23 protein-coding genes are annotated in these 21,754 nt (G+C 62.7%); 10 read left to right on the top strand and 13 right to left on the bottom strand.

The genetic code is table 11. The features are described from left to right. Nucleotides 1–101: 101 nt before the first annotated feature. On the bottom strand, nt 102–497 hold the full coding sequence (locus NKI38_RS11805; protein ID WP_352657641.1) for a VOC family protein: 396 nt from the start codon (nt 495–497) through the stop codon (nt 102–104). A gap of 208 nt (nt 498–705) precedes the next feature. On the opposite strand from NKI38_RS11805, the gene NKI38_RS11810 reads away from it, so the two are divergent. Next, nucleotides 706–1,011 carry a ribbon-helix-helix domain-containing protein gene (locus NKI38_RS11810; protein WP_352627872.1) on the top strand — a complete coding sequence of 102 codons (306 nt, stop codon included), beginning with the start codon at nt 706–708 and terminating at the stop codon, nt 1,009–1,011. On the opposite strand, the gene NKI38_RS11815 is transcribed toward NKI38_RS11810, so the two are convergent. Further along, nucleotides 1,008–1,718: a purine-nucleoside phosphorylase gene (locus tag NKI38_RS11815; protein ID WP_352657642.1), complete on the bottom strand. Its 711-nt coding sequence runs from the start codon at nt 1,716–1,718 to the stop codon at nt 1,008–1,010. The genes NKI38_RS11810 and NKI38_RS11815 overlap by 4 nt on opposite strands. An 84-nt stretch (nt 1,719–1,802) precedes the next feature. Next, entirely contained in the window at nt 1,803–4,376 is a 2,574-nt protein-coding gene (gene cckA, locus NKI38_RS11820; RefSeq protein WP_352627874.1) for a cell cycle histidine kinase CckA, read from the bottom strand. A gap of 222 nt (nt 4,377–4,598) precedes the next feature. Here cckA and NKI38_RS11825 point away from each other — a divergent pair, with 222 nt between their 5' ends. After that, nucleotides 4,599–5,348 (top strand): hypothetical protein, encoded by a 750-nt coding sequence (locus NKI38_RS11825; RefSeq protein WP_352657644.1) that lies wholly within the window; start codon nt 4,599–4,601, stop codon nt 5,346–5,348. 233 nt (nt 5,349–5,581) lie between these two features. On the opposite strand, the gene dksA is transcribed toward NKI38_RS11825, so the two are convergent. Further along, complete coding sequence (gene dksA, locus NKI38_RS11830; protein WP_013531862.1) at nt 5,582–5,998, bottom strand: RNA polymerase-binding protein DksA; 417 nt, start codon at nt 5,996–5,998, stop codon at nt 5,582–5,584. Between the two features lie 331 nt (nt 5,999–6,329). Here dksA and NKI38_RS11835 point away from each other — a divergent pair, with 331 nt between their 5' ends. From NKI38_RS11835 to NKI38_RS11850, 4 genes are all read left to right on the top strand, one after another. Beyond that, a complete protein-coding gene (locus NKI38_RS11835) occupies nt 6,330–6,833 on the top strand; it encodes a SixA phosphatase family protein (protein ID WP_352657646.1) in 504 nt (167 codons plus the stop codon). 64 nt (nt 6,834–6,897) lie between these two features. Beyond that, nucleotides 6,898–8,376 (top strand): YcjX family GTP-binding protein, encoded by a 1,479-nt coding sequence (locus tag NKI38_RS11840; protein ID WP_352657647.1) that lies wholly within the window; start codon nt 6,898–6,900, stop codon nt 8,374–8,376. Continuing rightward, nucleotides 8,373–9,479 carry a YcjF family protein gene (locus NKI38_RS11845; RefSeq protein ID WP_352657648.1) on the top strand — a complete coding sequence of 369 codons (1,107 nt, stop codon included), beginning with the start codon at nt 8,373–8,375 and terminating at the stop codon, nt 9,477–9,479. The genes NKI38_RS11840 and NKI38_RS11845 overlap by 4 nt, the downstream gene beginning before the upstream one ends. A 135-nt stretch (nt 9,480–9,614) precedes the next feature. Further along, entirely contained in the window at nt 9,615–10,169 is a 555-nt protein-coding gene (locus NKI38_RS11850) for a hypothetical protein (protein ID WP_352657650.1), read from the top strand. Between the two features lie 66 nt (nt 10,170–10,235). On the opposite strand, the gene NKI38_RS11855 is transcribed toward NKI38_RS11850, so the two are convergent. The 3 genes from NKI38_RS11855 to NKI38_RS11865 all read right to left on the bottom strand — a co-directional run bounded on the left by NKI38_RS11855 (nt 10,236) and on the right by NKI38_RS11865 (nt 13,046). Beyond that, nucleotides 10,236–10,502, bottom strand: a complete 267-nt coding sequence (locus tag NKI38_RS11855) for a hypothetical protein (protein ID WP_352657652.1) — start codon at nt 10,500–10,502, stop codon at nt 10,236–10,238. A gap of 289 nt (nt 10,503–10,791) precedes the next feature. Then, nucleotides 10,792–12,000 carry an MFS transporter gene (locus NKI38_RS11860; protein ID WP_352657654.1) on the bottom strand — a complete coding sequence of 403 codons (1,209 nt, stop codon included), beginning with the start codon at nt 11,998–12,000 and terminating at the stop codon, nt 10,792–10,794. Nucleotides 12,001–12,059: 59 nt separating this feature from the next. Then, a complete protein-coding gene (locus tag NKI38_RS11865) occupies nt 12,060–13,046 on the bottom strand; it encodes an AraC family transcriptional regulator (protein ID WP_352657657.1) in 987 nt (328 codons plus the stop codon). Nucleotides 13,047–13,228: 182 nt separating this feature from the next. Between NKI38_RS11865 and NKI38_RS11870 the strand changes: the two genes are divergently transcribed. Both NKI38_RS11870 and NKI38_RS11875 read left to right on the top strand, forming a co-directional pair. Beyond that, on the top strand, nt 13,229–15,064 hold the full coding sequence (locus NKI38_RS11870; RefSeq protein ID WP_352657660.1) for a monovalent cation:proton antiporter-2 (CPA2) family protein: 1,836 nt from the start codon (nt 13,229–13,231) through the stop codon (nt 15,062–15,064). Nucleotides 15,065–15,078: 14 nt separating this feature from the next. Further along, a complete protein-coding gene (locus NKI38_RS11875; protein ID WP_352657663.1) occupies nt 15,079–15,624 on the top strand; it encodes a DUF924 family protein in 546 nt (181 codons plus the stop codon). A gap of 27 nt (nt 15,625–15,651) precedes the next feature. Here NKI38_RS11875 and folK read toward each other — a convergent pair whose 3' ends face one another. The 3 genes from folK to folP are packed head-to-tail and all read right to left on the bottom strand — an operon-like array spanning nt 15,652 to nt 17,362. Then, on the bottom strand, nt 15,652–16,164 hold the full coding sequence (gene folK / locus NKI38_RS11880; protein WP_352657664.1) for a 2-amino-4-hydroxy-6-hydroxymethyldihydropteridine diphosphokinase: 513 nt from the start codon (nt 16,162–16,164) through the stop codon (nt 15,652–15,654). Next, on the bottom strand, nt 16,148–16,507 hold the full coding sequence (gene folB, locus NKI38_RS11885; protein ID WP_352627883.1) for a dihydroneopterin aldolase: 360 nt from the start codon (nt 16,505–16,507) through the stop codon (nt 16,148–16,150). The genes folK and folB overlap by 17 nt, the downstream gene beginning before the upstream one ends. 3 nt (nt 16,508–16,510) lie before the next feature. Then, nucleotides 16,511–17,362 carry a dihydropteroate synthase gene (folP, locus tag NKI38_RS11890; RefSeq protein ID WP_352657667.1) on the bottom strand — a complete coding sequence of 284 codons (852 nt, stop codon included), beginning with the start codon at nt 17,360–17,362 and terminating at the stop codon, nt 16,511–16,513. Nucleotides 17,363–17,477: 115 nt separating this feature from the next. On the opposite strand from folP, the gene NKI38_RS11895 reads away from it, so the two are divergent. Together NKI38_RS11895 and NKI38_RS11900 are read left to right on the top strand one after the other, a co-directional pair. Further along, nucleotides 17,478–18,119 (top strand): DUF922 domain-containing Zn-dependent protease, encoded by a 642-nt coding sequence (locus NKI38_RS11895; protein ID WP_352657670.1) that lies wholly within the window; start codon nt 17,478–17,480, stop codon nt 18,117–18,119. Nucleotides 18,120–18,322: 203 nt separating this feature from the next. After that, complete coding sequence (locus NKI38_RS11900; protein ID WP_352657673.1) at nt 18,323–19,804, top strand: MDR family MFS transporter; 1,482 nt, start codon at nt 18,323–18,325, stop codon at nt 19,802–19,804. A 3-nt stretch (nt 19,805–19,807) separates the two neighbouring features. On the opposite strand, the gene NKI38_RS11905 is transcribed toward NKI38_RS11900, so the two are convergent. The 3 genes from NKI38_RS11905 to NKI38_RS11915 all read right to left on the bottom strand — a co-directional run bounded on the left by NKI38_RS11905 (nt 19,808) and on the right by NKI38_RS11915 (nt 21,734). Then, entirely contained in the window at nt 19,808–20,836 is a 1,029-nt protein-coding gene (locus tag NKI38_RS11905; protein ID WP_352657676.1) for an NAD(P)/FAD-dependent oxidoreductase, read from the bottom strand. 96 nt (nt 20,837–20,932) lie between these two features. Continuing rightward, nucleotides 20,933–21,253: a 2Fe-2S iron-sulfur cluster-binding protein gene (locus tag NKI38_RS11910; protein WP_352657678.1), complete on the bottom strand. Its 321-nt coding sequence runs from the start codon at nt 21,251–21,253 to the stop codon at nt 20,933–20,935. A gap of 112 nt (nt 21,254–21,365) precedes the next feature. After that, a complete protein-coding gene (locus tag NKI38_RS11915) occupies nt 21,366–21,734 on the bottom strand; it encodes an Hpt domain-containing protein (protein ID WP_352627889.1) in 369 nt (122 codons plus the stop codon). Nucleotides 21,735–21,754 lie beyond the last annotated feature (20 nt).

Below are 21,754 nucleotides of genomic sequence, written 5' to 3' on the forward strand. Positions count from 1 at the left end.
TTTGTGCATGTCATTGTCCCAAAACGGCTGCGCACTTTTGGGCGACATGCTTGAGAGTGCCGTTGCTGGCGCCGCACCCGCCGGTGCGGTTGCTATGTCTCCTATTGGAAGCGACCTCCACGCTGCAGAACCTCGATCTTGTAGCCGTCCGGATCCTCGATGAAGAAGAAGCGGGCGATCAGCGACCCGTCACGGTTAAATTCGACGATCTTCCTCGGGTTGAGGCCGAGCGCGCCGAGACGGTCATGTTCGCTGTCGAGATCGGCGACCGAGATCGCCAGGTGACCGTAGCCGTCGCCGAGTGCGTAAGGCTCCTGCCGATCCTTGTTCACGGTCAGTTCGAGCTCGAACCCTGTCTCGGCATTGCTGAGGTAAACGAGCGTGAAAGTCTCGAAGTCCAGCCTGTCGGCGACATCGAGCCCGAAGGCATTTCTGTAGAAATCGACGGATCGGGCCTCATCGAGAACCCGGATCATGCTGTGGATCGCCTTGGCCAAATCAGTCTCCGCGGTGGTGTGGAGGCGATTATGCGCGGCACGGACAAAAGGTGGTGGCAGCCGGTTACCACGCCCGGAACCGTGAGCGGGACGAAAGTCCGATTGCCGGACCGGCAGTTTTGCCTGAGAATGCATCCGGGGACAGGTTAAGCAGTATCAAACTGCGGGCCCGTCCGCCCAAGACCAACAATCATGGGAGGTTTGTCGGATGTGCAGGGTGTTTGCGGGCCAGGATCCCGAAGGCTATCGCCAGATCAACCGGTCGATTCGCATCGACGGCTACTCGACCAGCATCCAGCTTGAAGCGACATTCTGGGCTTTGCTGGACGAAATCGCTGAAAACCAGGGTTTGACGACGCCAAAATTCATCTCGAAGCTTTATGACGAAGCCATCGAGATCAACGGCGCCATTCCAAATTTTGCCTCGATGCTGCGCACCACCTGCGCACTCTATTTGCGCGGCCATCGGCCTGATATGGACGAGCAGATGGTGCCGAAGCGGGAAGCCGCCTAAAGCGCTTCCACAGCGACAGCGAACGCCAGCCGGCTCATGTCGGTGAACAGCATCTGGCGTTCGGAATAGTCGGTCTGTTCGCCGGTCTCGATGTTGTCGACCACGACGCACATCGACAGCGCGCGAGCCCCGAAATGCGCGGCGATGCGATAAAGCGCGCTGGTTTCCATATCGACGGCCAGGGCTCCGGCAGCCTGCGCATCTGCAAAACGGCCGCGGCCTTCCGGGTGATAGAAGATGTCGCTGCAAACCGTCAGGCCGGCACGATGGTCGATGCCAAGTTCGGCCGCCTTGGCCAGCGCACAGGCGAGAAGCGCCGGATCCGGGCCGGCGGGTCCATAGACGCCGAAAACCTGACCGCTCTGGGCGCTCTCCGCCTGTGCCGATTGCGAGATGACAAGGCTGCGCAGCTTTGCCTTGGCGGTCAGGCTGCCGCAGGTGCCGGTGCGGATCAACGTCCGGGCGCCATAATGCTCAAGCAATTCATGGGCATAGATCAGAAACGACGAGACGCCGATGCCGGTCGACTGGATGCTGATGGGTTTGCCACGAAACAGCCCGGTAAAGCCAAGCGCGCCGCGTCGGCGATTGATGCAACGCGGTGCTTCCAGGAAAGTTTGCGCCATCCACTCGGCGCGCTGCGGGTCACCCGGCAACAACACCGTGTCGGCGTAGTTGTCCTTGTCTGCTTCGTTGTGTGGCGTCACTCGCTGCCCCCAAGTCCTCCCGCCGTTTCATCCGCAATCATGGCGTTGTCACAACGCAGTGCAAGGGGGGAACATATGGAGGCTCTAAGACTCCAGCATGTCCTTGACGATCGTTGCCAGTTGCTTGAGCGAAAACGGCTTTGGCAGGAAGCCGAAATGCGCGTCGGCCGGCAGGTTTCTGGCGAATGCGTCCTCCGCATAGCCGGACACGAAGACAAACTTGATGTCCGGCTGGCGCTTGCGCAACTCGCCAAGCAGCGTCGGTCCATCCATTTCCGGCATCACCACGTCGGAAACGACGATGTCGACCTTGCCGCCCAGCGCCTCGAACACTTCGAGCGCCTCGACGCCCGAAGACGCCTCATGCACGGTGTAGCCGCGTGAGGTCAGCGCCCGCATGCCGCCCATGCGCACGGCATCCTCGTCCTCGACGAGCAGCACCGTGGCCGAGCCCGACAGATCCTTGGCTGCATCGGCGACCTTCGCCGGCGCTGCCGGCACATCGCCGGGCTCGCCTGCTTTTTTCGCTTCCGCGATATGACGCGGCAGGAAAATGCGGAAAGTCGAGCCTTTGCCGACCTCGGAATCGCAGTAGATGAAGCCACCGGTCTGCTTGATGATGCCGTACACCATCGACAGGCCAAGGCCCGTGCCCTTGCCGACTTCCTTCGTGGTGAAGAAGGGCTCGAAAATCTTCTTCAGCACGTCGGGTGCGATACCGCTGCCGGTGTCCTCGACTTCGACCACGACATAGTCGGCCGGGGTGAGTTCGCGGTAGGAAAAGGCCTTGCACTCCTCGGCAGTCACATTGCGGGTGCGCACGGTAAGATCGCCACCCGCCGGCATTGCGTCGCGCGCGTTGACCGCAAGGTTGACCACCACCTGCTCGAACTGCCCGATGTCGACCTTGACCGGCCACAGGTCGCGGCCATGGTCGACCTTCAGCTTGATGTCGTTGCCGACCAGGCGGGCAAGCAGCATTCGGAGATCGGCGAGTACGTCGGTCAGGTTGAGCACTTCCGGCCGCAATGTCTGCTTGCGCGAGAAGGCCAGCAGCTGCCGCACCAGCGAAGCCGCCCGGTTGGCATTCTGCTTGATGTTCATGATGTCGGGGAAGGACGGATCCGACGGACGGTGGTTGGTCAACAAAAGGTCGGACGCCATGATGATGGCGGTCAGCACATTGTTGAAATCGTGCGCGATGCCACCGGCAAGCTGGCCGACCGCCTGCATCTTCTGGCTTTGCGCCATCTGCCCTTCGAGCGCTTTCTGCTCCGTCGTCTCGACGGCGTAGACGATGGCCGACTCCTCGGCGCCCTCGCCGCCGGTGCCGTCGGCGACGGCGTTGACGTAGAAACGGATGTGCCGCTCGTCATTGCCGGGCAAAAGCGTATCGATCGGCTCGATGTCGGCCTGCCGCTGCTGCGCCTTTTCGAAAGCAGCCGCGAAGGCTGGCCGGTCCCGTTCATGGATCACCGTATCGAGCCGCACACGGCGATCGACCGCATCGCGATCGACGACGGATGAAAACAGCGACAGGAACGGCGCATTGGTGCGCAGGATGCGCCCGTTGTGATCGACGCCGGCTATCGCCATCGGTGTCGAGTTGAAGAAGCGGGTGAAGCGCACCTCCGAGGCCCGCAAATCGGCGGAGGAGTCCTCGCCTTGCGTGCGGTTGAGCACGATCGTGCGCGTCGGCCCGTTGAGGCCTTCGCGGCTGGCCGAAACGCGATGCATGAAGCGCACCGGCAGCGCCTCGCCCGTCATTGTCGTCAAGTCGAGATCGATGACCGCGTTGCGCGTCGTGCCGGGGTCGGCCTTGACCGAACGGACCAGTGCCATGCCGTCGCCGGCCACGATCTCGGCCAAGGAGACGGCACCGGGCGTAAAGCTGGTGAGGTCGATGCCCAGCCATTCGGCGAGCGTGGCGTTGATGTAGGTGACGCGGCCCTCCTGGTCGGCCGAAAAGAAGCCGGCCGGCGCGTGGTCGAGATGATCGATCGCTTGCTGCAAATCGAGGAAAAACCGCTCCTGCTCGGCCCGCTCCTGCGAAATGTCGGCAAGCTGCCAGGCCAGCATCGGCAGCCGCTGGCCTGGAACGCTGAAGGTGCGGGCGCGCGCCCGGTACCAGCGGGCGCCGGGCTCGGCACCGGGCCGAATGGATTGCGCGAGCCGAAACTCGCCGTCGCCCGGCTGGCCGTCGCGCAGGCCGGACGCCAGGCGATAGATCGTCACCGAAGCTTCGGGGACATCCGAGAGCAACCCCTCGACCGTCTTCAAGTCGGCCGCGGACGACGCTCCGGTCATGTCGGCATAGGCGCGATTGGCGTAGACGACACGGCCCTTGGTGTCCGTGACGAGAAGCCCCTGCGACATCGAATCGACGAAGGATTTCGACAGTTCGTCGCCTGTCGAGCGCGGCGTGACCTGCACGAAGCCGATCGCTGTGGCAAACAGGAAGCCGACGCCGATCATCGCCAGCACACCGAGCATGCCGAGCAGGAAAGGATCGCCGAGGCGCTCGCGGAAAAGGCCGAAGACGATCGCCGCCCCCGTCAGGACGACGATGAAAATGATGAGCCGGGTGACCGCGCCCGGTCGCGTATTCTGGTCGACGATCGGTACCGGATAGAAATCGCCGCGCGCTTCCTTGGCCATGTGCCCCCTGCTCGTGAATTCCGGTGTTCCGACACCCGCCCCTAGCGGGTTGAATCACATTCTCCTAGTCCGGAAAAGGCCTGGGCGGCAAATGTCCGATAAAAATGATGTCTTCCGGCCTTTGGAGTTTTCAAGCTGTTCACCAGCGTGAAACGTAACTTGCGGTGGCCCGCCGCAACGGTCTAGTGTCACGTTTCTTCCAAGGGCAATCAGGGGAAACCAATGCAATGGCTGGATAGCGTGGCGGGCCCTGGTTATGCCGCAGCACTGTTGTGGACGTTTGCAGCACTTGTCTTGCTGGTCATCGTTCTCGTCATCATCAAGCTGGTGCGCAATCTGACGTTCGGAACCTTCGTTGCCGGTGGCCGGAACCGCAAGACGCGGCTGGCTGTCATGGATGCGACCGCCGTCGACAGCCATCGCCGGCTGGTGCTGGTGCGCCGCGACGACATCGAGCACCTGCTTTTGATCGGCGGCCCGACCGACGTCGTCGTCGAGCGCGATATCCGTCTTTCGGCGCTACGCCGTCCGGCATTGACCGGAGACGGCGGCTTGCAGCCGGTCCCGGCCGCTGCGGCCCCGGCGGCAAGGCCGCGTCCGCCGCAACCCGCTCCACCGCCGGCGAGACAAGCACCCGCCCCGCAGCCGGTGAACACCGCACCGCCCGCCCGCCCACGCCAAACAGCGCCGGCACCGGCACCGGCGCCAAGACCGGCAACGCAAAGCTACCAGCCGACCAATGTCACGCCGCTGCCCGCCTATGGCTCCGCCAATGCCAACACGGTCAGGCATACGCCGCCGCCGTCAGCAATGCAGGACAGCATCGACGACACGCTGATGAGGGAACTCGAAGTGTCGCTTGACCAGCCCCGCTCCGGCAGCCCGGTGGGCAAACCGCCGGCCAAGGCGCCACAGTCGCTCGACGATGAAATGACAAAGCTTCTCGGCGAACTCTCCAGCCAGAAGCGATGAGCGGCCGCTGAGTAGCTATCCCACGCGAAAATCGTAACCGGTTGGGCTGCCGAACCACACTTTTGGAAGGCCCATGCTTCAAGGGCCCATACTTCAGAGCCCATGTGTCAAGGGTTTGTGGATTTCGTACGCCTTGGAAGGTGTCTGCCGCGCCAATAAAAATGGCCGGAAAACCCGGCCATTTCAAAATTATCGTCGCCCATGACGGCTTGTCGCGCCGCCGGCCTTGGCCCTCAGTCGTCGCGGTAGACTTTTTCGCGGCGCTCATGCCGCTCCTGCGCTTCGATCGATAGCGTCGCGATCGGACGTGCATCGAGCCGCTTCAGCGCGATCGGCTCGCCGGTCTCTTCGCAGTAGCCATAAGTGCCTTCGTCGATGCGCTGCAGCGCGGAATCGATCTTTGCAATGAGCTTGCGCTGACGGTCGCGCGCCCTGAGTTCGATGGCGCGGTCGGTTTCCGAAGAGGCGCGATCGGCCAGATCGGGATGGTTGGCGTTTTCTTGTTGCAGGATTTCCAGTGTTTCGCGCGCTTCGCGCAATATGTCATTCTTCCAGGTGACGAGCTTTGAGCGGAAGTAAGATTTCTGCCGCTCGTTCATGAACGGCTCGTCTTCGGAGGGTACGTAATCGGCGGTAACGATGTCGTTCATTCGACTCACCCAAACTGCCCCAAATTTGGCGCCTATATATTCGCCGTCCGACGCCTGCACAAGCGCAATCAGCCGCTGTCTCACGCAATTGTTAATGTGCCCCGGCGCGCGCCTTTGCAGCGGCGTACGGTCGTTCTGATACCAAACTGCGCTGTGACGCTTTGGATCCGGCGCGACATGCTTTCGGAACATCGGCTGTGATTTTCGGCCGGTGCACAACCGCCTTTTGCGGCACTGCAGCATGGGTGATTCGGGTATTCGAAGCACACAAGCCATTGTGCGCAACGCGTTCTCGTGGCTAATCCTGGAAGGCTTCGGCATCGGAGGTTGGGTGAGCAGGCTTTATCTGTTGCGACATGCCAAGGCTGGCTGGGCACTGCCCGGCATGCGCGATTTCGATCGCCCGCTCGATGCATCCGGCCGCGCCGACGCCGAAATGATGGGCGCCGCCATGCGCTCCCGCTCCTATGTTCCGGACCTGACGCTGTGCTCCAATGCCAAGCGCGCCAAGGAGACGCTGGAGGGCCTGGCCGGCCAGACCGACACCGGCCGGGTGCTGTTCTTCGATACGCTCTATAGCGCGGACGCGGCCGGTTACCTCCATCTCATCCGCGAAAATGGCGGGGCGGGCTCATTGCTGGTGATCGGCCACAATCCGATGACGGAAGACCTCACCATGGCGGTTTCGGGCGACGGCGACGAGACGGCGCGGGCTACGCTCAACCATGGATTCCCGACCGCGGGCCTGGCGGTCGTGCGCTTCGACGGCGCTCTTGCCAAGGCCGCCCAGGGCACCGGCTATCTCGAAGCGTTCCTGACGCCGGCCGATCTTTGAAGCCATTTCAAAGCCTGGTTGCAGAGCCTATATCGGACGGACCGAAGCCCTGAGAGATCACATTTTGGCATCATCGCTGACCACCTTAACCGACGAGGCGAGGATTGCCCTCGACACGTTGTCGGGGCGCGCCACCGGGCTTTTTTCCCCATCGCTGCGCCTCGGCGTGACCGGATTGTCCCGCGCCGGCAAGACGGTGTTCATATCGGCCCTTGTCCACAATTTGATCCATGGCGGGCGCCTGCCGCTGTTCGAGGCGCAAAAATCGGGGCGCATCGCCCGCGCCTTCCTCGAGCAGCAGCCGGACGACGCCGTGCCGCGCTTCCAGTACGAGGATCACATCGCAGCCCTGGTCGACGATCGCGCCTGGCCCGATTCGACGCGCGCCATTTCGGAACTGCGGCTGACCATCGAATATGAATCGGCCTCCGGCTGGAGCCGCATGTTTTCCTCAGGCAGACTGTCGGTAGATATCGTCGATTATCCCGGCGAATGGCTGCTCGACCTGCCGCTGCTCGGCAAATCCTTCGCCGATTTTTCGCACGAAGCCTTCGAAATGGCCGTTCTGCCGGTGCGCGAGGACCTGTCGCAGGCGTGGCGGGCGCTCTCGGCGGAGATCGACCCGAACGCCGATGCCGACGAGATGACGGCGCGCCGCCTGGCCGAGAGCTTCGCCGCCTATCTGAAGGCGTGCAAGCTCGACGAACGGGCACTTTCGACCTTGCCGCCCGGCCGCTTCCTGATGCCTGGTGATCTCGAAGGCTCGCCGGCACTGACCTTCGCGCCCCTGGCCGGGATCGGCGACAGGCGTCCGCGCCCGGGGTCGCTGCACGCCATGATGGACAGGCGTTACGAAGCCTACAAGACGCATGTCGTCAAACCGTTCTTCCGCGAACACATCACACGCCTCGATCGCCAGATCGTGCTGATCGATGCCATGCAGGCGCTGAACGCCGGCCCTGGTGCCATGGCCGACCTGGAGCGCGCGGTGACCGAGATCCTCAGCTGTTTCCGTCCCGGCCGCGGCAGCTTCCTCACCGACCTGTTCTCGCGGCGCATCGACCGCATACTGGTTGCCGCGACCAAGGCCGACCATCTGCACCACGAAAGCCATGATCGCCTGCAGGCGATCGTGCGGCGGCTTGCCGACCGCGCCGTGGCGCGCGCGAATTTCACCGGCGCCGATGTCGATGTTGTCGCCATGGCGGCGATGCGCGCGACACGCGAAGGCACCGTCAAGCAAGGTCGAGAGACGCTTCCCGTCATCATCGGCACGCCGATCGCCGGCGAGAAGATCAACGGCGAAACCTTTGATGGAAAGACAGAAACAGCCATATTTCCCGGTGACTTACCGGAGAAAATTGATGCGGTGTTCGATGTTTCGGGCCCCGATCACAAGCAGGACTCCGCGGATCCGGCAATCCGCTTCGTCCGTTTCCGTCCACCAAAGCTCGAACGCACGGCCGAAGGTGTCACGCTGTCGCTGCCGCATATCAGGCTCGACCGCGCCTTGCAGTTCCTGATCGGAGATCGTCTGGCATGATCGCGCCCCGCAAGCCGGCAGCATTCCGCATCGAGCCGGAGCCCGTATCCAGGCAGGAAGCGCCGCAGGCGCACCGTGCCCAGGCCGATCGTGCACAGACCGACACGGGGCGAAAGCCCCGCGCGATGAAAACCGATGTGGCGATGGTCATCCCGGCGGAAGTCGACGTCTTCGACGAGCCCGACATCATTGCCGCGGAGCCGCCGCCAGCGATCGCCCCCAGGAAACGCTCGCTGCTCGGCAGCATCTTCTTCGGCGCCTTTGGCGTCCTGGTTTCGCTGGCTGTCGGCCTGTGGACCGACCAGCTCATACGCGACCTCTTCGCGCGCGCCGAATGGCTGGGCTGGCTGGCCGCGGGCATGGCTGCCGTCGCCGTGCTGGCGTTGGTGATCATCCTGATTCGCGAATTCCTGGCGATTGCCCGCCTCGCCGAGGTCGAAAAGCTGCAGAAGCGGGCGCTCGACGCGATCGCGCGTGACGATCCCAAGGCAGCACGATCGGTCGTCGACGAATTGTCGGCCTTTGTCGCGGCCAAACCCGAGACCGCGGCCGGCCGGCGCGCGCTGGCCGAATTGCGCGGCGAAATCATCGACGGCGGCAATCTGGTGCGCCTGGCCGAAGCCGAAATTCTCGGTCCCCTCGATGCCAGGGCAAAGGTGATGATTCTCGAGGCAGCCAAACGCGTCTCGCTGGTGACGGCGGTCAGCCCGCGCGCACTCGTCGATGTCGCCTATGTCGTGTTCGAGGCCGGGCGGCTCATCCGCCGCCTGTCGGAACTTTATGGCGGACGGCCAGGAACGCTGGGTTTCTTCCGCCTGGCGCGCAGCGTGCTGGCGCATTTGGCGGTTACCGGCTCGATCGCCATCGGCGACAGTTTCGTCCAACAGATCGTCGGCCACGGCCTGGCGGCACGCCTTTCGGCCAAGCTCGGCGAGGGCGTCGTCAACGGCATGATGACGGCGCGCATCGGCATCGCGGCGATGGAAACGGCGCGTCCCCTACCCTTCAGCGCCGCGAAGCGTCCCGGACTGGGCGATTTCCTCTCTGCGCTGACATCGTTTGCCACCAAGAAAGACGGTGAAACCGCCCCGCCTGGCAAGTGAGCCGGGCCGGAGCGTTTGGACCTTCGGAATTGTTACCGAACTGCTTTGTGGCGGCACCGTAGTGACGAAGCATTAACCAATCTTGTTCATGGTCAGACGGGTTCCAAACAGCCTCTTTGTTGCCGGGTGTCGTCGATGAAAAGCGTATTTCTGTCCAGCCTCCTGCCCCTGGCAACCGTGATCACAGCAGTCGTCGGTATTGCCGGAGCGGGCTCCGCGGCGGAGCCGGACAAGCAGTTCTTCCAGTCGGCCGAAGGCAAATGGATCGGCCCCGGCGAAATCGTCGCCGGCAAGTACAAGGGCACCAAATTCAACTGCAGCTTCACCGGCTCGACACCCGACGGCAAGGTCGGCATGTCACTCGACGGCGGCTGCCGGGTCGGCATGTTCACCCAGCCGATGTCGGCCAAGATCGAGCGCAAGGGCCGCGAGGGCTACAAGGGCAGCTTCATGGGTGGTGCGACCGGCTCCGGCCTCGACATCATCGGCGGCAATGTGGTCGATGCCCGCAAGGTGGTCTTCACCATCAACCGCAACCAGTTGCGCGGCGTCATGCAGGCCCGCATCCCCGACGACAATTCGATGACAGTGACCATTGCCGTGCGCGTCGACGACCAGTTGGTGCCGGTGATCGGCATGAGCCTGAAGCGCGTCGACGCCGTCGAAGTCGGCTCCATCGCCCCGAACTGAACAATCCAAAGAAACAGGCGGCGACCCAATGGTCGCCGCCTCGTTTGAACCCATCGAATCAGGCGCTTAGCCCTTGATTGCCGCGGTTACCTCGTCATATGCCTTGCAGGCGTCGGCCAACGTCGTGGTGCCCTGATACTTGGTTGTCACCGCCTGGACCTTGGCCGTCAGGTCAGCCGCCTTGGACGGGTCCTTGGTGACCGCTTCCTGCAGCGCGGCAGCCATGTCCTGCGCTTTCTTGGTCGCGATCTCCGCCGTGCACTCGGGCGCCTTCGAGCAAGCCGAACCGGCTAGCACCGCCAGGCCGACGGCAACAAACAAAAACTTCTTCATGTGTCAGTCATCTCCTCAAAAAGGGCGCGACTTGATCGTCGATCGCCCTCCAATGGCCGAAGCCGAGCGTCCCTAGCCATCGATTGTGGCAAGATGCAACGTATTCCCGGCGTCAACTTGTGTTTCGCGCTTGCAACATCGCCGGCGATCCGGATTCGAGGCCGCCTAATGCGTGTCGCCCAAAAGTGCGCAGCGGTTTTGGGACAACGACATGCATAGTACAACAACCTAAAGCGCGTCGCATGAGGCCGTTCAGGCGCGACGCGCTTTAGCGCAGCTGGAGCAAGGTTCAGCCGCGAGGCTGTAGCAGCGCCAGCAGGGCCGTCGCCGCTGCAAGGACGGCGGTCAGAGTCAAGGGCGCCGTGGCACCATAGGTGTCCACGACATAACCACCGACAACCGCGCCGATCGTGATGGCAACCTGGAAAGAGACGACCATCAGGCTACCCGCCGCTTCCAGCGCATCAGGCGCCGCACGCGACAGATTGGTCGGCAGCACCACCGGCCCCATGCCGAAGGCGAGGCCCCAAAGTGTAACGAACCCGAAGGCAACGCCGATGTGCACGCCCCAAAGCACCAATGCCAGCGCCGCAAACGCCATCAATGCGGCGGTTACCACGAGAGCAATGCGGATATTGGCGTCGGCCATGCGGCCGCCGGCAATATTGCCAATCACGGCGGCGATGCCAAATCCGAGCAGAGCCAGGGCAATTGGCCCGGTTGCAAGGAGCGTCACGTGTTCGAGGAAGGGACGCACATAGACAGAGCCAGCAAAATGCCCTGTCATCAGCAAGACAATGGCAAGCATGCCGAGTTGAATACCACGCCGCCGTGTTAGCCGAAATACGTCTGCAAGACTGTTGCTTGCTGCTGCAGGCAAGGTCGGCAGGCTAAGCAACTGCAAAAGCATGGCAATCACGGCCAGCCCCGCCGTCATGGCCATGGCGCTGCGCCATCCCAGCCAGTCGCTGATCAACGCACCCATCGAGGGCGCGGCAATGGTGGCGAGCGAGACCCCGAGGGTGACGATAGCCATGCCTCGACCTGTCGCATTGGCGCCGACCAGCCTTGCAACGACAGCAACCGAAAGTGCCCAGAAAGCGCTGAGAGCAATCCCCAGTCCGGCCCTGCCTAGCAACAACAGCCAGAAATTAGGCGCCAACGCTGCAAGAATATTAGAACCGACCGCCAAGGCCATGAGGCCAACCAGCACCGTCTTGCGGTTCAATCGGCCGATGAGAACATTGCTCAACATGGCCGTCACGGCGCCGACGGAGGCGGTGGCGGTGACGACCTGTCCAGCCGTCCCCTCGCTGATGCCGAGATCACTCGCCATTGGCGTCAACAGACCTGCCGGCAGGAATTCGGCTGATACAAGGGCAAAGCTGGTGGCCGCCAATGAAAGGACCGCGAACCAGGTGGCCGCGCTCCACGCGACCGGCGCGTCGGCATCAAGGCCAATCGCGGCGTCTTCAAGCTGTAATGTTGTGTCAGTCACTGAAGGATCTCCAAAGTTTAGAGATCTTCATAGACGGGTCCGTCCGGATGATATGTATCTTAAAATCCGAAATTCATGTCTATTCGTCCGGGAATTGTGCGACGCACAACACCGGGCGAGACATTGGTGATGCGCTTGAACGCGCGCGCGAAGGACGCCTCGGAATCATAGCCCAAACGGGTAGCGACTTCGGCAACCGACAAGCCGTTTTGCCCCAGCAACTCGCGGGCAAGCTGCATACGCAGGCGAGCGAGATAGCGTGCAGCACCCTCCCCCAATACAGCGCTGAAGCGCTCGGCGAAAATCGAGCGCGATTGACCTGCCACGCCGGCGAGACTTTCCAGCGTCCAGTTACGGCCGGGGTCTCGGTGCATTGCTGCCAGCGCGCGGCCAATATGGGGATCGCGGATGGCTGCGAGCCAACCCGTGGTCGAGGCTCCCGAGCAATTGACCCAGCAGCGGATGAGCCGGGCTGTCAGCAAGTCCGCCATACGCGACAAGATGGTGGCGCTGCCCATCTGCGGATGTGCGGCCTCCGCCGTCATGGCCGCCAGCAAAGGACCAACGACCGGGTCATTGCCGGCCACGTCGCAACCCTTGATGATAGGCGGCATCAACGAGATCAATGGGTTAAGCGCACAGGAGTCCAAGGTCATGGAGCCGCAGAAAAGGGTGCTCGTCGCGCCCGTTCCTTCCCGCACCACCTCGCAGACGTTGCCCCCCAACTTGATCACCTGACAACCCTGGAACGAGTCGCCTGCAACATCCGGCGCACTCGCCAACCGATGGGCGATGCCTTGCGGCAGCAGCACCAGATCGCCATTGCGCAACTCCTGCCAGCCTTGCGCTTCGGTATGAATCCAGCATGGACCCTGGCCGACAAAATGGAAACGAAGCAGATTTTGTTGCGGAAAGTCTATGCTCCATGGATGCCGGAGCTCGCAGCGGCCATAGTTGACACCACTCAAGCGAAAGTCTTGCAGAACTTCGCTAAGCGCATCCATCGGGATGTGCGGCAACGACGGGCGGGACGAATAGTCAGACATATGGCTGATATATATGCCGAACGTCCGGCAGGCAAGCGGAGACCGTTGTTCCACCAAGGAAATCGCGTCAACGGCACCCTACCCTTCCTGTCAAGCTTTGTGCCCTTCCTGTCAAGCTTTGTGCCCTTGCCTCCCGCTCCCAGTGCATGCAAGGAGTGCTGTCAGACACAGGGAAAAGAGGCATGGCGGCGGAAGCATCGGGCAGCGAGCTTATTCAGGTGGTGGCGCTGCTCGCCGCGGGTGTCGTCGCGGTTCCGATCTTTAAACGCATGGGGCTGGGCTCGATCCTCGGCTATCTCGCCGCCGGTGTGGTGATCGGTCCGTTCGGTCTCGGCGTCTTTTCCGAATCGGAAGCCATCCTGCATGTCGCTGAGCTTGGCGTCGTCATGTTCCTGTTCATCATCGGGCTGGAAATGCAGCCGTCGCGGCTGTGGGGCCTGCGCCGCGAGATCTTCGGCCTCGGCGCCCTGCAGGTCGGCGTCTGCGCGCTTCTGCTGACCGGCGTTGGCATGGCGGGGGGGTTTCCGATCGCGCAATCCTTCGTCGCCGGCGCCGGCTTCGTGCTGACCTCGACGGCGATCGTCATGCAGCTTCTCGAGGAACGCGGCGAAATCGCCTCCCCGAAAGGCCAGCGCATCGTATCGGTCCTGCTGCTCGAGGATCTGGCCATTGTGCCGCTGCTGGCCCTGATCGCATTCCTGGCGCCCGGTGGGGCCGACACCAGCCTGTCGGAGCGGCTGACGGAGGTCGGCATCGGCCTCGCCGCGATCGTCGGCCTGGTGGTGGCCGGCCGATATCTGCTCAATCCGTTCTTCCGCATCCTGGCGGAAGCCCGTGCTCGCGAGGTGATGACGGCAGCAGCACTTCTGGTCGTTCTCGGATCCGCGCTCGCCATGCAGCTTAGCGGCCTGTCGATGGCGATGGGCGCCTTCCTGGCCGGCGTGCTGCTGTCCGAATCGACCTTCCGCCATCAGCTCGAAGCCGACATCGAACCCTTCCGCGGCATCCTGCTCGGCCTGTTCTTTCTCGCGGTCGGTATGTCGCTCGACCTGCATGTGGTCGCCGCGAACTGGCGGCTGATCGCCATCTATGTCGTCGCCTACATGGTGATGAAGGCGTTCGGCATCTACATCGTCGCCCGCGTCCTGAAATCAGGTCATCGCGAAGCGCTGGAGCGCGCGGTCTTCATGGCGCAAGGCGGCGAATTCGCCTTTGTCCTTTACTCGGCGGCCGCGGCCGTCGGCATCATCGACGGCAACGCCAACGCGACGCTGACGGCGATCGTCATCATCTCCATGGTGCTGACGCCGCTGGCGATCATCGCCTTGCGGTATCTGACACCGCGCGACGAGCAGTCACTCGACGGCGTCGATGTCGCCGATGGCCTGACCGGCAGCGTGCTGGTCATCGGTTTCGGCCGCTTCGGGCAGATCGCCAGCCAACCGCTGCTGCTGCGCGGCATCGACGTCTCAATCATCGACAATGATGTCGAAATGATCCAGGCGGCGGCCGATTTCGGCTTCAAGGTCTACTATGGCGATGGTACGCGGCTGGACATCCTGCATGCCGCCGGCGCCGGCCGGGCGCGCGCCGTGCTGATCTGCGTCGACAAGGCTGATGTGGCCGTTCGCATCGCCCAGCTGATCAAGGCTGAGTTCCCACTGCTCACCGTGCTGGCCCGCGCTTTCGACCGCGGAACGGCGCTGCAACTCATTCGCGCCGGTGTTGATTTCCAACTGCGCGAAACCTTCGAATCCGCACTTGTTTTCGGTGGCTCGGCACTGGAATCGCTGGGTGTCGATCCGGAAGACGTGGCTGAAACAATCGAAGATGTCAGGCGCCGCGACACCGACCGCTTCGAAACCCAGCTCGCCGAAGGCATTCGCGCCGGGCAGCGCTTCCTGAGGGGCAATATCGGCACGCCGATACCGACACCGCTGTCCACGCCGCGCCGCCCTGGCCAGGCGCTCAACGAAGAGACGGCCGGCGTGCTGCACAAATCCGAACCCGCCGATTGAGCAAGGAATTGTGCATGGAATTGGACAGCAGAGCCCTGTCGGTCACCAAATTCTGGCGCGATGCCGGCGAGGATGCCTGGTTCGAGAAGAACGAGGCATTCGATGCCGACTTCCGCGACCGCTTTCTCGATCTCCACTACGCCGCCGCGCGGCGTGAATGCGACGCCTGGCTGGAGCATGCCGAAGGCTCGCTGGCGCTGATGATCCTGCTCGATCAGTTTCCGCGAAACTGCTTTCGCGGCACCGGCCATATGTACGCGACCGACCCGCTCGCCAGATATTTTGCCGCAAAGGCGATCGCGGCCGGCCATGATCTGGCGCTCGAGGAAGAAATCCGCGTCTTCCTCTATCTGCCGTATGAGCATTCGGAACTGCTTGCCGACCAGCACATATCGGTCGATCTGACCCTGGCCAGGGCCGAACCCTATCTGAAGTATGCCGTCGAACACCGCGATATCATTCAGAGTTTCGGCCGTTTTCCGCACCGAAACAGGATGCTTGGCCGCAAAACCACCCCGCAGGAGCAGACATTCCTGGATGGCGGCGGATTCTCGGGCTAAAAGCCCGGCTGCCGCCTCGCCCAAGCGTCAGGCCAGCCACCAATCCCGGCCGGATGACAGTCGCTCGATGCCGGATGTGTCGACGGCGACCAGCCGGTCCGTGATGCTGCGACCACTGACGACCAGGCCGGGCGCGATCTCGGCCAGCGGCGCCAGCACGAAGGCCCGCTCCAGCATGCGCGGATGCGGCACCTCCAGCCCGGTTTCGTGAATGACGCGGTCGCCGAACACCAGAATGTCGATGTCGATCAGCCGCGGCCCCCAGCGTTCCTCGCGCACCCGCTTCAGCTTGCGTTCGGCATCGAGACAGAGGTCGAGCAGCGCCCGCGGCGATAGCCCGGTGGAAATTGCGGCAGCCGCATTGAGAAAATCCGGCTGATCGAGCTTGCCCCAGGGCGGCGTGCGATAGAGCGAGGAGACGCCGGTGACACGCGTGTCCGCATCGGCATCGAGCATGCGCAACGCCGCGCCCATTGATTTCGCCGGGTCGCCAAGATTGCCGCCAAGGCTGAGATAGACCGTACTATTCGGGCCAGACAACGGTCACCTCGACGTAATCGAGCACGCCGGGCACCGGGGCGTTCGGCTTGCGCACGGTGATTTCGGCTTTCTTGATCTGTGGAAAACGCGCCGTCAGCGCACGGGCCACTTCGAGCGCCAGGGACTCGATCAGAAAACGGCGATGCCCGGTGATGATCTCTTCGATCACCGTGAACGCAATGCCGTAGTTGACGGTATCCTCGATGGAATCCTCGACAAGCGCCCTGCCGGGATCGACGGTGAGAGCGGCATCGACATAGAAGCGCTGGCCGAGCCTCTCCTCCTCGTCCAGCACGCCGTGCCGGGCAAAGAAAGCGCAGTTCTTCATGCGGATGACATACATCGCTCAGTCTCTCGCCCGGTCGGTTTGACGCGCCAGCATAGCATCTGCGAGCGCCAGCGCGTCCACGTTGAATGCGACATCGTGGACGCGAAACAGATTGGCGCCCTTGAGCCGCAGGATGACGCTGGTCGCCGCCGTTCCAACACCTCTGTCAGCCGCATCGCGGCCGGTGACTGTGCCGATGAAGCGTTTTCGCGACGTGCCGGCCATCAGCGGCAAGCCGAGTGTATGCAATTCCGAAAAGCGCGCCATCAGGTCGAGATTTTCCTCCGCCGTCTCCTTGGCGAAGCCGAATCCCGGATCGAGCACGATATGGTCGTCGGCAACGCCGTTCTGGTCGGCGATTTCGAGCGATTTTCGCAGGAATTCCAACTGATCGGCAATCACGTCCGGCAGCTTCTGGCGATCCCGCCCGGTATGCATGATGACGAGCCCGGCACCGGTATCGGCGGCGACACGCGCAATGTCAGGCTCACGCTGCAAACCCCAGACATCGTTGACGATATGGGCGCCGGCGGCCACCGCGAGCCTGGCGGTGTCGGCGCGATAGGTGTCGACCGAAATCAGCACCTCACTAGTGCTCGCCAGCGCTTCGATCACCGGCAGGATGCGGGCCTGTTCCTCGCTTGCCGATACCACGGCGGCACCGGGGCGGGTCGATTCTCCACCGACATCGACGACCAGTGCCCCTTCCGCCATGATGCGCCGTGCCTGGGCCAGCGCCTTTTCAGGGGCGTCGAACAGACCGCCGTCGGAAAAGCTGTCGGGCGTGACGTTGAGGATGCCGACGACCACGGCCTTGCCGCCAAGGTCGAGATGGCGTCCATGCGCCAACTGCCATCGCCTAGCCGTCATTGTTCATCAACCATGGGGTTCATCAACCTAGGGCTCATCAACCATGTGTGATCCCTAGCGGATCAATTCCGTTGCGCCGGCAACGGCCGTAAAGCAAGGTGGTCGAAGAGGCAACATGATGAAACGATCCATGCTTGGCATCAAACAATCCTTGGCTGGCGCGCTGCTGCTCGCCGTGACCCCGATCCCGGCGGGTGCGGCCAATCTCGTCAAGACCTACAGCTACTTCGCCGTTGGCGGCAGCACGCTCGACGACATCGAGGCGCAGCTCTTCAAACGCGGGCCGGAGGTGAAAAGCACGGGCACGCGCCACCCGGGCGCCACCCAGATGGCCTTCACCACCCGCGTCAGCTATGCGCAGACATCGAACTCCTGCCGGATCGCCGACGCTGTGGTGACCGTCAAGGTGAAGGTGATCCTCCCCGAGTGGCGACGCCCACGCAAGTCCGATGCCGATGTCAGGCTGTTCTGGGACACGCTGGCCGCCGACATCAAGCGCCACGAGGAGCGCCACGTCGAGATTGCCAAGAACCATGGCCGCGAGCTCGAAGAGGCGCTGAAAGCCACCTACCCGCAAAGGAGCTGCAGCGCCGCCAAGGCCAAGGCCGCCGCGATCACCGCGGCTGTTCTTGCCAGGCACGACCGGGCCCAGCTCCAGTTCGACCGTGTCGAAAGCGTCAATTTCGAAAGCCGCATCCTGAGGCTGCTGCGCTACCGGATGGAGCGCATCGGGAACGGTCAATTGCCGCCGGCCTGAGCGCTCGAACTGACGAAAGCCAAATTCGCCGAAGCATAGTGCCAGCTTTGAAAAACTTTCGAGCCCCTGTCGAAATCGGCCTATATGGACGACATATAGCAGGCTCGCCAGGCGCGAGTTCAAAACGCCAATGCGATCGAGACGGTCAAAAGGCCGGAGCGGCTGAACAGCGCCGGTCATCGCAAGCTTACGGATGAACGATCATGGACCAGGCTGTCGACAATCAAACGATGGTGGAAACTGGCGCGCCGCTGACCGAGAGCGAAAAGAACGCCATCATCGGCGGCGTGCTCCTGTCGATGCTGTTGGCGGCACTCGACCAGACCATCGTCGCGCCAGCCATGCCGACCATCGGGCATGCGCTCGGAAACGCACAATATCTGCCATGGATCGTCACCGGCTACCTCCTGACCGCAACCGCCGTGGCCCCGCTCTACGGCAAGATTTCCGATGTTTATGGCCGCCGGCCGACCGTTTATGCCGCGATCCTGATCTTTTTGGCGGGTTCACTGGTCAGTGCGATGGCCCCCAACATGTTTGTGCTGGTTGTCGGGCGGGCGATCCAGGGCGCCGGTGGCGGCGGCTTGTTCGCTTTGACACAGACCGTCGTCGGCGATCTCGTTCCGCCACGCGAGCGGGCACGTTACGCCGCCTGGTTCTCCGGCACATGGGCTGTTGCCAGCATTGCCGGACCGTTGCTCGGCGGCACTTTCGCCGAGCACCTGCACTGGTCGCTGATCTTCTGGATCAATATCCCGCTGGGTTTTCTTGCGATGGCGATCATCAACAAGCCGCTCAAGAAACTGCCCATTGCCGCCAAGCACCATCGTATCGACGGCCTGGGCGCGCTGCTTCTGATCATCGCAACGGCGCTGTTGCTGCTCGCATTGAATTGGGGCGGCAGCGCCTATCCCTGGATTTCGCTTGAAGTCATCGGCGTTCTTTGCGGCTCGGCGATTTTCTGGGGCGCTTTTGCCTTGAGGCTGATGCGAGCCGCCGAACCGCTCATCTCGCTCGAAGTGCTTGGCAATCCAATCGTTCTGGCAGGCACGCTTTCGATGTTCCTGCTTCAGGCCGCAAGCGTCGGTATGGCGGTGTACCTGCCCGTCTATCTCCAGTCGGTGCTCGGCCTGTCGGCAGCAGAGTCGGGCACCGCGATGCTTGGGCTTCTGCTGGGGACCGTCGGCGGCGCGACATTCAGCGGGCGTATGATACCGCGCTTCACCCACTACAAGCGCATTGCAATGGTGGGCGTCGTCTTCAGCATGCTGTGCCTCTGCCTGCTGGCCTTTGTCGCAGGGCATGCATCGCTGCTGGAAGTAGAGGTTTTGACGATTTGCATAGGGTTGGGGACCGGAACGACGTTTCCGGTCACCACCGTGTCGGTCCAGAACGCCGTCGACCGCATGCATCTTGGCGTCGCGACCGGTGTGCTGACATTCCTGCGCTCGCTGGGCAGTGCGCTTGGGGTCGCGATGCTCGGCGCGGTCGCTCTGGGCTATGGCCTGCCGCTTGCCGGTGAAGGCGTGCGGATCGCTGGTCATAGCGCATCGGTCGAGCCGTTCGTGATGATCTTTGTCGTCGCCGCAGCCACATTGCTGCTGGGGCTGGTCACGCTGATGCTGATGCCGGAAAAGGAGCTTCGCGGTCATGCCAACGACGCAGCTCCGATCCTCGCGGAGTAAAAGTTAGCCGGAGACGCCGAGCTTCTTCTGCAGGCTGGTCGACGAGGTCGTGTACTGGAACACGATGCGCTCGCCGGGGCTGATGATGCGCTTGGCGGCCTGCGCCATCAGCGCCACCTCGTGGAAGCCCGACAGGATCAGCTTCAGCTTGCCGGGATACCAGTTGATGTCGCCGACCGCGAAGATGCCCGGCACCGATGTCTGGAACTTCTCTGTATCGACCGGAATGAGGTTCTCGTGAAGATTGAGGCCCCACTCCGCGATCGGTCCGAGTTTCATGGTCAGGCCGAAGAACGGCAGCATGCGCGTGCAAGGCACCTCGACGTCGCCGTCCGGTCCCTTGATGGTGGCCGATGACAGCTGGCCCTCAGTGCCGGTCAGTCCGGTCACTTGCCCGACCTGGAACTCCAGCTGTTTCATCTCCTGCATGGCATACATCTTGTTGACGCTGTCGGGCGCGGCACGGAACTCGGGCCGCCGGTGCACCAGAGTCACGCTCTTTGCCACGGGCTGCAGGTTGAGCGTCCAGTCGAGCGCCGAGTCGCCGCCGCCGACAATGACGAGGTCGTGGCCGCGAAAATCCTCCATCCGGCGTACCGAATAGAAGACACTCTTGCCCTCATAGGGCTCGATGCCCGGGATCGGCGGACGCTTGGGCTGAAAGGAGCCGCCGCCGGCGGCAATCACCACCACCTTGGCCTCGAACACCTCGTTCTCGTCTGTGGTGACGCGAAAACTGCCGTCCTCCAGCTTTTCGAGGCTGGAGACCATGCGGTTGTAGGTGAAATCAGGCTTGAACGGCGCGATCTGCTCGAGCAATTTGTCGACCAGCCCCTGCGCCGAGATCGAGGGCCAGCCGGGAATGTCGTAAATCGGCTTTTCCGGATAGAGTTCCGCGCATTGGCCACCGGGCCGGTCGAGGATGTCGATCAGGTGGCACTTCATGTCGAACAGGCCGAGTTCGAACACGGCAAACAGGCCGACCGGCCCTGCCCCGACAATAAGCACGTCTGTCTTGGTGGTTTCGGTCATGCGATGTGCCTCGCTGCGAAGAGAGCAGGACACTGCATGACCAATGCTCCGCTGCCAAGCCGCAGCGGGAAAAATCAGTTGGCAAAGATACCGCGCTTATCCCTGGCGGGCGGGCACGCGGACAACCAGGCCGTCAAGTGCGTCGCGCACCTTGATCTGGCACGACAGGCGTGAGTTCGGCTGGACCTCGTAGGCGAAGTCCAGCATGTCCTCTTCCATCGCTTCCGGCTCGCCGACCTCAGTCGTCCAGGCTTCGTCGACATAGACGTGACAGGTCGCGCAGGCGCAGGCGCCGCCGCATTCCGCCTCGATCCCGGGCACAGCGTTGCGGATCGCGTTCTCCATGACCGTCGAGCCGTTCTCGGCGTCCATGTCGAAATGTGTGCCGTCATGGGCGATGAAAGTCAGCTTGGTCATTTGTCACCTGAAGGGAGTCTCAGCCGAGATAATCACTCCGGCGAGCAAGTCAACTGCCGCGCGAAAGCGCCGCTTCGTGACGTTTTTCCGCAAACCGGGTTTAGCGCCGGATTCAGCGACTGATGGCGGCGATGAAATCGCGCACTTCGTCGATCAGCGTGCCGAGCCGCTTGAGCGTCTGGTTGTCTTCCGGCCGGTGCTCGATCTCGGTGACGCAATCGGCAATGGCAAAGGCACCCACGCCCCGTGCCGAGCCCTTGAGTCCATGGGCGAGCAGAAGCCGGTCCTTGATGTCTGCGTCGACTATTCTGTCGCGCACCGACAGCGCCTGTTGTACAAACAGCGCCAGCACCTCCTGCTCGAGGCTGCGGTCGCCCATCGTCTGGCGGGCAAGGTGTGCCAAATCGACCGGCCGTGACCGTCTTGGTCCGGATACGTCGCCCCCGGGCATTGAGAAGGCGATGCCGCTTTCGCCACGCATGAACTCGAACTCCGTTTCTT

Source organism: Mesorhizobium sp. M0621 (assembly GCF_040320745.1).
GTDB lineage: Bacteria > Pseudomonadota > Alphaproteobacteria > Rhizobiales > Rhizobiaceae > Mesorhizobium.